Source organism: Enterococcus sp. RIT-PI-f (assembly GCF_001297065.1).
Classification (GTDB): Bacteria; Bacillota; Bacilli; order Lactobacillales; family Enterococcaceae; genus Enterococcus_D.
On the sequence record NZ_LHOX01000005.1, the window covers coordinates 23,242 to 35,511 of the forward strand.

A 12,270-nucleotide genomic window follows, 5' to 3' on the forward strand; every position below is an offset into this window, starting at 1 on the left:
TTATTTTACAACTTCGATCAAATTGTCATTGGCTGAAACATCTGCGGCATCAGTCGCTAGTACGTTTGAATAATCATTTGAATTGGTCACGATCACTGGTGTTAAAAGAGAATACCCTGCAGAACGAATCGCCTCTGCATCAAATGAAATCAATTTTTGTCCAGCTTTGACCTTATCCCCTTGATTGATGTAAGACGTGAAATGATTGCCTTCCAATTCAACGGTATTCATGCCAATATGGATCAACAATTCCGTCCCGTCTTCTGTCACTAAACCAATCGCATGTTTCGTTGGAAACAAGATTTTTACTTCTGCATCTGCAGGCGCCGTGATTTCGCCAGTAGCTGGCTCAACTGCAACGCCTTTGCCCATTGCACCAGATGAAAATACTTTGTCTTCAACATCTGCTAAAGCGACAACATGGCCTGAAACTGGGCTTTTGATGGTTTCGTCTTTGACGATAGCTGATACAGTGCGTGTAGGTGCAGCTGGTGTCACTGGTACATCAACAGGTGCATCAAGATCTGCATATAATGTAGGAACTTTCAACAACATCATGATGACAAATGAAGCGACAATCGCTAAGACTGTACCGATGGCTAAGTGGATCACACTGTGGAAGCTGCCTGTTGCAGGATCGATATATGCAGGGTACAAGAAGATACCCATACCACCCATTGCATACCCAGTTACATTGAAAATTGATAAGTAGACGCCGACAAAACCAGATACAAGACAAGATACGATAAATGGTGTTTTCATTGGTAGCGTATAGCCATAAATAGCAGGTTCAGTCACACCGAAGATCGAAGAGATCAAGGCTGGCATTGCCCCTTGTTTGACTTTAGGTTCTTTGGTTTTCAACCAAATAGCAGCTAACACACCTGTTTGTGTGAAACATGGCAATACTGCGGCTGTCAAGATGATTGAATGGCCATTTTGCGCCATATCCATGATTGCCAAAGGTACAAGCCCCCAGTGCAAACCGAACATTACCAATACTTGCCACAACGCACCTAAAGCAAAACCATAGACGATTGGACTAAAGTCATAGACTGCTTGGAACGCAATACCGATCCAGCTAGACGCTGTGTTGGCTACTGGTCCAACAACGAAGAAAGTCAATGGAACGGTGATCAAAATCGTTACGAAAGGTACAACAAACATTTTCACCACATCTGGTGTGATTTTACGCATATACTGTTCGATTTTAGAAGCAACAAAAATAGCTAAGATTACTGGCAAGACGCTATTGTAGTAGCCGCCTGCTGGTAAGGTCAAAGTCAAACCAAAGACTTTGCTGGCTGCTGCAACACTGTCTGACAACCCTGGATAAACCATCGCGCCAGCGATCGCCAATGCTGTATAGACATTCATCTTGAATTTACGCGCCGCTGTCACTGCAAGGATCATTGGCAAGTATTGGAACAAGCCATCGCCTAATGTGTTCATCACGACATAAATGCCGTTGCTTGCGTCCATGCCTGTTGCAGCGAGTAACGCAGTGATCCCTTTTAAGATACCGGCTGCTGCCAAAGGACCTAAGAAAGGTTGGAATAAACTTGAGATGACATCAATAAAGCGATCGAACAAGCTGCCTTTCGGCCCATCTCCTTCATCTACATCAACTGTACCACCGTCCGCTAACCCGCCGACTTTCAAAACTTCTTCATAGACATCTGGCACATGGTTCCCAATAACCACTTGATATTGGCCGCCAGCTTTGACCACAGTCACGACACCATCGCGTTTTTGCAAATAGTTGGTGTCTGCTTTGCTTTCATCTTTCAAGTGAAAACGCAGTCTTGTCACACAATGTTTAACAGATGAAACATTTTCTTTGCCACCGACGTGGTCTAAGATATCTTGTGCTAACTCAGTATATTTTGCCATTTTAATTGCTCCTTTTGTGTGTTATTTCGATAATAAAAAGACCAGCAGCAAATTACAATCTAGCCTTGGTGCCAGACGCTCCAAAAAAGAGTCTGCCCCTAGACGTATTGTAAGAAAGTGCAGGTCTTGCCAGCCGAACTGTAACGAATCCATTTATTTTCTTATGATATTTTTGAATGGGCTGCTAGATTGCCGATATGAAGAATCAAATACATCAATTCCATATCGTTGACTAGCCAACCTTTTTGTTCATATAAATAGTCTTTGATTGAATCTGCGGTTTCTTTTTCTTTAGGATAACTGCTGAAAGCCAATGCAATCATTGGATTGGTCATCACTGGTTCTTCCGTCCCCTGACTTTGGCGAATCAAATAATAGCGTATGTGGGTCACAAATCGTTGGAAGTAAGATGAATTTTCATCATATTCGATATTCATGCTGTACTTCACGATCCTTAAAATATTGTTTGTCAGTTCTGTGTGCTCAAAGGCACTCTGATTGGCACTTTTTTCTATTTCTGCATTCACAAAATGCAGCGTAATAAAAGCAGCTTCCTCTTGTGAAAAATCAGGATACAGTTCCCGGCGAATCAAGTCCACCGCTTGCACACTGACCGCGTATTCTTTGGCATAGATTTTTTTGATTTCCCAATGCATGGGATTGGTCAAGACAATGTCTTGCTTTTGTCTGCTGATGGCAAACAAGATATGATCCATCAATGTGAAATACACGTTAGGATTGAAATCGGTTTCAATACTATCCCGAAAGATACGAACGATTTCATAAATCACGGCCATTTGTTTTTCATTGGCTTTTGTCATGACTTTCGACATATGCTCTACAGTCAAGTCATCTTCAGGATAATACTTTTTTTCAATTGATTCTGGCGGGATCAAATCACCGGGTTTTGTTTGAAAACCGATACCTTTCCCCATGAGGATCACTTCGACTTCCTCTTCTTTCGAGAGTACAACATTGTTGTTGATCCTTTTGACTATTTTCACGAACAATCCTCCTTAATCAGCAATTCTCGCAGGATAAACACATTCATTCATAGCAGGCGAGTTGTTTATGCCGAAGGTTCCTGTCCTATGCCGTTCATGATGCACTTTGGCATCTATTTGACAACAGTGTAACCAGCATTGTTGCCTGGGTGATCTCTATTTGAATCTGTCTAAGCAATTTTTAACGTTGTACAGATGATTCAAAAGATCGACGAACGGGTCCAACCTTTTATTGAAAACACTCCCTTTTTGTCTTCTCCCCTTTCAAGCTGCACAGCTGCAGCGACGACTAAGATCCATTGACTTTGGAACCGGTCCTTTTTATATTCAACAAAAAAATTGAGTAAAAAAAGAAGACCAAAGCAAAAAAGTGTACAACCCCGAGAAAGATTCTCATGGGTAATCAACGCACTTTTTTCCTCTGGTCTTGCCTGCCGAACAGTAACGAATCCAGTTATCAGAACACTCTCGCGCTCTGTTGTGATTATCTTACTCAATCTGCAAAGGAATGTCAACAGTTTTTTGCAAACGTTTTTAAATTTATTTTTCAAGGTAGACCAATTCCATGTATTCCCTATCAAAGTGTGATTGCCGATTCAAATTTAACAAGCGTAAGCTCAAAAACTTACGCTTGTTCGTCATGTCTATCTTGTTTCTGCTGTCACAGCGATGGTTCCCCATGGATTATGATCCACTTCATATGCCCAAGTAAAGTTTGTCACCCGATTCGAAATTGGTAATACTTCATTTCTATAAAGAGTCGGAATGGCAAATGCTTCTTCAGCTGCATAAACTTGCCATGCATCAAATGCCTCTTTACGTTTTTCTTCATTAAACGAATCGTTTGAATCGATAGCAGCCAATAAACGGGTATTTTCTTCTGATGCATAACGTGTGTAGTTAAAGGCAGAATTCGGTCCCCACAAACTAGTAGGTGATGGATCATTTCCTGTAGACCACGCCGCTTGGAACACATCAATATCTGGATCATCATTTTTCAACTTGTCATAAAATGCTTGAAAGTCGATTAAACGTCCTGTTGAATATTCAACATTTAGCCCAATTTCCTGCCATTGCTGGATGTAATAATCAGCTAATGGTTGTGCGGTTTCGCCCCCTGACATGGATGCAAAGTTGATCACAAGTGGATTTCCATCTGGATCTTCTCTATATCCATCGCCATCCACATCAATAAATCCTGCATCATCTAGAAGTTGATTTGCTTTTTCCATATTGTAGTCATAGCCAGCGATGCTTGGATCATGCAAGGTACCGTATACTGGTGAAATCAATGTAGTGGCACGCGTTCGTAACCCATAATAGAAGCGCTCACCGATCGCATTGTTATCCATTGCATAGCCCATCGCTTGACGCAAGCTTTTATTGGCCATTTTGGCATTTGGATCATATTCTACTGATCCGTCCTCTCCTAAGACGCCTAAATTGAAACCGATATAGGTGTATGCTCTTTGCATCCGACCGAGCATCTCATACCCTTCAGTATCACTATAAGAGTCATACGTATCTGTTGGCATCTGATAAACTAAGTCAAACTGTCTGGCATTCAAAGCTTCATTGATCGATGCTGAAGGAACAGCACGAAAGACAACTTTTTCCAATGATGGTTTGCCGCCATAGTAATGTTCATTTGGCAAATACTCGACACTCTCACCTGCAACAATATTACTCATCACATACGGGCCAAAGCCAATCGGATTTTTCCGAACTGGATCACTACTTTGCATATCTGCGACTTCAATGCCTTCAAAGGTATGTTTTGGCAAGGCTGATCCGTACACACCCCCACCAGATTGCATCATCCCTGGATGCATTTCTTTGTATTCGATTTCGATTACTTTCTCACTGATTGCTGTGATTCCAGAAATCGTTTCTGCTTCACCAGCATGATATTCTTCCATGCCAATGATATTGGTAAAGTTATTGTCATAGCGAATACCAGTATAATCTTGATGCCCAATCACTTCATATGAAAAAATAAGGTCCTCTGCGGTAACATCTTCACCATCAGCCCACTTCAATTCATCTCTAAGGGTAATCGTTGCTTTGTTGTTATCAAGATCTAATACTAAATCAGCTGGACCGCCATCAACGATTTTAAAATCGCTGTCATAATAGAATAATGGTTCATGGGTAGGTGACATAAAGTGATCATCATACGCATCTTGATAAAATTCGGTATGGAACAACCCTTGGAATTGGGTATCCATTACAACTGCGACTTCAAGAACACCGCCGTCAATTGGTTCATCATCATTAGATGTACTGATCGGAAACACGAGTCCTTCGCTTTCCTCAGCTGCGTTGCTTGTACTTGTCGAATCTGTTCCAGCCTCATTCCCTGACCCGCAAGCACCTAAAATCAATGTTGCGCATAATGTAACGACACCAAAAATTTTTTTCTTCATTGCGTTCCTCCTTATTTGATCCCCTCAGCATTCCCCAATCCTGCACAAAACCGAAACAATGATGATATGATTAGAAAAAGCTAGAGATACTTAATGAATTATAACAATTATCTGCAAATGCCTTTATTCAATATTTTCAGCGAAGGGTGAAATTATTGACAAAAAAGCCTATTACAGTTCATCTATCCGTATCGGAAGCTGAACCATAATAGACTATTTTCTTAAGAAATTTCTTTTTGTGCGGCAAATGCTTTGATTGCTTGGTTGGTTCGGTCTCGGCGGATTTGACGGATTTGCGCCTTCAAACTAGCCCAATCTGACTGCTTAGGTGATGTCGACCAATGCATTACGACTGGACAGTTCGTATCTTTGTTCAAGATATCTGAAAGAATGATCTCAGTATCCACACACACACTTCGTTGCAGTTGAACAGGGGTATCGATCGCGTGCCTCATATGCTGTGCAATGATGCGGTTATATTTCTCCCCGTATGAAAAATCAAGACAGATTTTGATCGGTGCAACGATTTCTTCAAGTGTCACAACTGAAACAAGCAGTGACAAGTAATGATGAAATAAGTACTGGCTGCTGGGACAAACCATATCGAGATGCAGATTCAATGTGATGTAAGCTTTGCAAAAAGCATCGAATTCCGGATAATCCTCAATCAAATAATCAATCGCGGCTTCACTGTAATGCCAATGTGCTGAAGGTTGAAAACTGATAAATATATAATGGATGTGGTACAATTCTTGCTCGATTTTGGCTAAGTCTTCCGTGCCAATCGAAAAACAATCAAGCAAATGATCAAAAAAATGTTGATTCATTTCTGCGATTTCCGGACGTCCAGCAGCAGCAAAGTATGCCCCGTCGATCAATCCTTCTGCTATCATGAACTGGGCGATACCTTCTGCTTCGATTTGACATAGATGGATTTCTTGCAGCGGATTGATCGAATGGACCCACTGCGTGATTTTGTTGAGCAAAGCGGGAGATACTGGAACCATGCGTCCCTTTGGTCGTGCACTGGCTAAATGATGCCCGTTTTTAAATCGTGTCGTAATGATATGCAAGATCAGCGACAACTTGACCGTCATTCGTGCATCTGGTGCACAGTGTACAGCAGGATCATCAAAGAGGGAGCCAAAGCTTTTGACTTTCTCTCGAGTAGCTGCAGGAAAAAGGGTAGGTATTTTCTCCTTACTGCTCAAAAAGAAGATAAACAGAAATTCTCTAATGGCCCATTCATCGCCAACCAATTGAAAATCTTTGGTGATTTTGATGCCATATTGTAATAAAATTTTCTTCAGCAGTTTAAACTCTTTGTATACTGGATTGTGGCTGAAATAATGCCGCTCCGCAAAATCATAAATAGACACCAACTGTTCAAAAAAGCATTCCTTGAAGATACAATACTTTAATGATTGTTCAAAGTAGTATGTAAAAAGTATTTCAGCATGTGTCATCCCTTTGTATATCAATTGAACGATTGGACCCTCTACTTGGATTTCCATATCCTCTTGCAGACCAAATGCGATAAAATCGGCATTCAGTTCGTCAATGGTTTTGTAAAAGAGGAAACTCGACAAGCCTAGAGTGTGCATCATTGCTTCTTTATCATCATTCAATAAAGGTTGGTTTTCTAAATGTTGGACAAATAGAAATTTACGCTTTTCAGGTTTGTTTAGAAAATCGGGAAACATCGTATATTCTCCTTTATAGTTGCAAGTTTTCTGATTACGCTCATTCTTCTTTTATGTCGGATTGTTACTGACACTAAAAAGTATAATGTTTTCAGGAACCCATTTTGTAATCTTTATTTTGCTTTTCACTAAAGATTTGTGAAAAATCAATTTTTATTGAATGGTGAAATTTCTAAGATCGTTGCTATCATTCTCTATCACCAAATCCGTATTATAACATTATATCGATTTTATTTTGGCTTTCATAACAAAAATCACGTTATTTAATCGCAAAAGAAATATAGATATTTTTGTTCTATCGGCTATTCTCGTTTCCGCTAGTGTGATACCATGAATTGAAGGAGGTATTTATGGCAGAAAAAAAAGTGATTCTTCAAACGACTTCGAAAGCTTTTGCACCACGCAGCCAATTACTGACACAGCGTATTTTATTGGTTTACAGCGGTATTCTGATTCTCCTTGGCTGTCTATCCTCACCGCGGGACCTTTTGATCGGTTCCTTCAATATTTTGACGTCGCCAAGCAATCTGATCTCTGATTATTTTGCAGTTGGCAATCTCGGCAGTGCCTTCTTGAACAGCGGTCTCTTGCTGCTTTTGACCGTATTGATCGCGAAGAAGCAAGGAACTGTTATCACCGGCCCGATGATTGCGGCGTTTTTGACACTTTCCGGATTTTCCTTTTTTGGCAAAAATCTCTTTAATTCGATTCCCATCCCTCTAGGGGTTTACTTATATGCATATATTCATCGGAAACCTGTCAATCAGTTTTCTTTGGTTGCTTTATTCGGTAGTGCAGCCTCCCCAGTAATTAGTTATCTCGCTTTTGGCTTAGGACTGCCGGCGCCAGTAGGTATACTGCTAGGCTATGTAACAGGAATCGGCTTAGGCTTGATCTTACCTCCTTTGGCGGCACAGTTCTTGCAATTTCATCAAGGTTTTTCTTTGTATAACATTGGCTTTGCGACCGGGATCGTCACGATGTTTTTTACTAGTTTTTTGCGCCTCTTCGGCCAAGAAGTCCATCCACAAAGCGCGTTGACCACCGAGTATCACCTCTTTTTAGCTATTTTTATTGCAGTGATATGCTGCTTGCTGTTTGTCACTGGGTACGTCTTGAACGAAAGATCACTGACAGGTTTTCCAGACTTACTGCACACCTCAGGCAAATTGATGACTGACTTTGTCACGATATACGGGCTTGGGTTGACCCTGATCAATATGGCCAGTATGGGGTTTTTGATGCTTGCTTTTGTCTTTCTCATGCAAGGCCAACTATCTGGGCCGTTGCTTGGTGCTGTATTGACGGTCATCGGCTTTGGTGCCTTCGGGAATCATCTGAAAAACAGCATCCCTATCTTGATTGGCGTGGTGCTGGCTTCTAAGTTTGGTTTAACAGCAGAAGTGTCGACCTTCAATCTGCTTTTGACTGCTATTTTCGGCACCAGCTTAGCCCCTATCAGCGGCTATTACGGGCCAATCGCGGGCATCATTGCAGGCATCACGCATGCTGCATTGGTCACCAATATCACCTATCTTCACGGTGGCTTGAATCTGTACAATAATGGTTTTTCTAGTGGATTTGTGGCAGCGGCTATGGTACCTTTACTAGATGATATCAAACAACTAAAAAGGCGGAAAAAAAATGATTGAAAAAGAACGCGCACGGCGCATCGCAGATGAGGTCGTCACGTATTTCCTCTCTCATGACTGTACGGACATCACCAGTCAAATGACCTTCAAAGAAGTCGGTTTTACAGCGAAAGTTTGCGGACCGTGTCCTGAAAGGCCAGCAGATCTGGAACACTTTATCGATATGCTGAACACCCCGCGAGATATTACTTTGGAAAACTATTATGTAGAATTACTGGGTGGCCATCAAACGATCCACGAAGAAAAAGATTACTATTTGTTAGGCTTGATGATCGATGAAGCCACGATCGTCTTCGAAGATGATTTCTTGACTGTTCACCTGTTTCGCAAAACATACGGTCAAGGCAATTGATTTCACCTACACACGAACTGATAGGACATGCGCGACTCGCAACGAGGATCACGCATGTCCTATCAGTTTCTTTCATTTATCTGCTAATGTGCAGATTCAGCTGATAGCGTTTCTGCTATCCACTGATTGCGCCTTGTGACAAAAGTGAAAGTTGTTTGATAGATTTTTCCCACTCTTTTTCTGAAAAACAGCGTTATACTTTCACCATAATCTAAATAGAGGTGTATAAATCATGAAAAAAGTATTGATTGGCTTAGCAGTTGTCGTCCTTGTTGTATTCGGCGGCTTACAACTTGCACAAAAAATCGTGATGGGTGGAGATAGTTACTATGTCCAAGTCACCACCAATGGAGAAAAAAGCACATCACAAGATAGCAATGGCACGATCGTGAATGAATATGCCTATGCGTTGACCGGCTATGATGAAGACGGCCAAAGCAAGGCATTGTCATTTACAGCCTATCAAGATCGCCCCTTGCGCAAAGAAGCTTATCTGAAAATCACTTGGAACGAAAAAAAGGGTGTCACTAGCTATGAAGAAGTGCAAGCATCAGACATCCCATCAAAAGCATTGGATCAATTAAAAGGAGCGTAATCAGCACATGGACACAATCATTCAAGCACATGAATTAACCAAGACATACGGCAAAAGCAATGAAAAACAGACCCAAGCCTTAAAAGGGATCACATTCGAAGTTGAAAAAGGCGAATTTATCGGCATCATGGGGGCTTCAGGTTCAGGAAAATCGACCCTATTGAACATCCTTTCGACACTAGATCGTCCCAGCACTGGCTCAATCGAAATCAATCATAGTGACATCACAACATTAAAAGGCAATGCCCTTGCCGATTTTCGCAGCCGCGAGATTGGGTTTATCTTCCAAGATTTCAACCTTCTGGAAAACTTGACCGCGTCAGAAAACATCGCAGTCCCCTTATCATTACAAGGGGTCAAACCTAAAGTGATCAAACAACGCATCGCACAAGTTGCGCAACGACTATCCATCAGCCAAATTCTCGATAAATACCCTTCAGAGATTTCTGGCGGTCAGAAACAACGGGTCGCAGCTGCACGCGCCTTGATCACAGAACCAACGATTTTATTCGCTGATGAACCAACAGGTGCCTTGGACTCTAAAAGCGCCAAAGACTTGCTGGATATGATGGATGATCTGAATACCAACGATCAAGTATCGATTTTATTGGTGACCCATGATCCTCTTTCCGCAAGTTATTGCCAGAAAATCCTGTTTATCAAAGATGGCATGATCCATCAAGAAGTCAAACGACATGACCAAAGCCGAGAAGATTTTTACCGACAAATCCTTGTCATCCTTGGCAACTTGGAACAGTAAGGAGGAAACACTATGCTTTGGAAATTATCACTTACTGGTATCAAAGGTCGTTTGAAAGATTATATCGTGTTGTTCTCGGGATTGGTCATGGCTTCTGCGATTTTTTATATGTTTGAATCAATGGCCAGCAATGAAGCATTTTTGACTAGCAACTCGATTTTAGGTACGATTGTTTTCATTTTTCGCTTTGGTTCCGTGTTGCTTGGCATTATCACCTTTGCCTATATTCTCTACGCCAATTCGTTTCTGATGGCGATGCGCCAAAGAGATTATGCCATGTTTATGATGCTCGGCGCCAAAGGACGCAAAATCGCCCAAATGATTTTTATCGAAACCTTTCTGGTAGGCTTCGCAGCCACACTCCTTGGTTCGATCGTAGGCATGGGCCTTGCCCATGGCGTCAATGCGCTGCTTGTCAGCCGTCTGAATCTGCAGATTACTCATTATGCAGCTTTTAGCAGCAAAGCCTTGTTGGTGACATTGATTTTCTTCGCCTTGCTATTCTTTGTGGCAGCTATTTTCAATGCTGCTGCGATCACCAAAAAAGCGATTTTAGACTTATTGCGAGAAACGAGTACGCCAGCGCGGTTGAAACAACGGCCCATTTGGCTTTTCTTACAAGCGATTCTTGGTATCGGTTCATTGGCGTTTGGTTATTACATGATGAGTGATTTGATGAAATTTCAATTGATTGGCATTGGTGCCGCCTTAGTGACGATCGTTCTAGGCACGTACTTGGTCTTCAAATCGGTCTTGATCGCGGTCTTGTCGGCCCTGAAAGCATCAGATACGATCGCCATGAAAAAATTGAACAACTTTACCTTTTCCCAATTGAGTTTCCGTATCCGCGATTATACACAAATGCTTTCCATGGCAGCCATGTTGTTTGCTTTGGCCTTAGGGGCATTGACTGTTGGCTTAGGATTCAAAAATGAAATTCCTTTGATGGCCAAATCCGTTGCGCCTTACGATCTGATTTTGAACAATGCCCAAAAAGCGGATGCCCAATCCGTCACGGACTTACACCCTACCCTTGATACTATCTATAGTCAAAAAGAAACAGACGATGCGGTCTATTACGTCAAAGAACAGTTCAACGAACACCCATTGCTGGCACCAAAATATGACGAAAATGGTGTGGATAGTCAATATAGACAATTATCTGGTGACGTGATCGCCAAAGATTTAACTGCACAAGATGCCTTGCGGGAATATGAAGTTGCGGAACAACGAAGCAAAGAAATCCGCCTTGTATCCCTCAGTGATTTTGCAGCAATTGAAGCAACAGAAACCAGTTTGCGCTTGATTCAAGTCGCCGATTTTGAAACGAGTTATGCTGCGCTGCACACCTTAGCAGAAGCCAATCAATCAGAAAATACAGCTGAACCCATCGAAGCCAACTTCAGCCAACGGGTCTTTGTATATGACACTTACAACGGCATGTTCTCTGGTTTCGAATTCATGGGCTTTTTCTTAGGCATCGCCTTCTTGACGATGTTAGCCAGCTGTCTAATGTTCAAAATCTTATCTGGTGCCAACAACGACATCATTCGCTACAATATGCTGCGCAAAATCGGTACGCGAACTTCTTTATTGAAACAATCGATCAGAAAAGAAATCGGCGTGTTGTTTTTAGTCCCTGGTATCTTGGGAATGATCCATGTCTTGTTTGGACTGAAGATGTTCACCACATTGATGCGGGATCCTTATGACAAATTATGGGTGCCATTCAGTATCTTTATTGCGTTGTATGCTATTTACTATAGCTTAACTGTCTGGTTGTATACCAATATCGTCTTGAGAGAAGACAAATAAACAAAGAACCGTATGCCTGCAAAACGAAGCCGTCTTGCTGGTCATACGGTTTTTGATTTCTCTAGTCAGG

The 12,270-nt window shown here is 41.8% G+C and carries 9 protein-coding genes; 5 read left to right on the top strand and 4 right to left on the bottom strand.

All coding sequences use genetic code 11. From position 1 onward, the window contains the following. From AEQ18_RS01620 to AEQ18_RS01640, 4 genes are all read right to left on the bottom strand, one after another. On the bottom strand, positions 1-1,893 hold the full coding sequence (locus tag AEQ18_RS01620) for a beta-glucoside-specific PTS transporter subunit IIABC (RefSeq protein ID WP_054114629.1): 1,893 nt from the start codon (positions 1,891-1,893) through the stop codon (positions 1-3). 161 nt (positions 1,894-2,054) lie between these two features. Then, a complete protein-coding gene (locus tag AEQ18_RS01625; RefSeq protein ID WP_054114630.1) occupies positions 2,055-2,897 on the bottom strand; it encodes a PRD domain-containing protein in 843 nt (280 codons plus the stop codon). Positions 2,898-3,541: 644 nt separating this feature from the next. Next, positions 3,542-5,323 (bottom strand): oligopeptide ABC transporter substrate-binding protein, encoded by a 1,782-nt coding sequence (locus AEQ18_RS01635; protein ID WP_054114631.1) that lies wholly within the window; start codon positions 5,321-5,323, stop codon positions 3,542-3,544. A gap of 221 nt (positions 5,324-5,544) precedes the next feature. Beyond that, positions 5,545-7,026 (bottom strand): helix-turn-helix domain-containing protein, encoded by a 1,482-nt coding sequence (locus AEQ18_RS01640; protein ID WP_054114632.1) that lies wholly within the window; start codon positions 7,024-7,026, stop codon positions 5,545-5,547. A gap of 350 nt (positions 7,027-7,376) precedes the next feature. Between AEQ18_RS01640 and AEQ18_RS01645 the strand changes: the two genes are divergently transcribed. The 5 genes from AEQ18_RS01645 to AEQ18_RS01665 all read left to right on the top strand — a co-directional run bounded on the left by AEQ18_RS01645 (position 7,377) and on the right by AEQ18_RS01665 (position 12,200). After that, a complete protein-coding gene (locus AEQ18_RS01645; protein WP_054114633.1) occupies positions 7,377-8,678 on the top strand; it encodes a DUF1576 domain-containing protein in 1,302 nt (433 codons plus the stop codon). Further along, entirely contained in the window at positions 8,671-9,030 is a 360-nt protein-coding gene (locus tag AEQ18_RS01650) for a hypothetical protein (protein ID WP_054114634.1), read from the top strand. Before AEQ18_RS01645 ends, AEQ18_RS01650 begins: the two co-directional genes overlap by 8 nt. Positions 9,031-9,262: 232 nt before the next feature. Beyond that, entirely contained in the window at positions 9,263-9,625 is a 363-nt protein-coding gene (locus tag AEQ18_RS01655) for a YxeA family protein (protein WP_054114635.1), read from the top strand. 7 nt (positions 9,626-9,632) lie between these two features. Then, positions 9,633-10,385 (top strand): ABC transporter ATP-binding protein, encoded by a 753-nt coding sequence (locus AEQ18_RS01660; protein ID WP_054114636.1) that lies wholly within the window; start codon positions 9,633-9,635, stop codon positions 10,383-10,385. A 12-nt stretch (positions 10,386-10,397) separates the two neighbouring features. Continuing rightward, complete coding sequence (locus AEQ18_RS01665; protein ID WP_054114637.1) at positions 10,398-12,200, top strand: FtsX-like permease family protein; 1,803 nt, start codon at positions 10,398-10,400, stop codon at positions 12,198-12,200. Positions 12,201-12,270 lie beyond the last annotated feature (70 nt).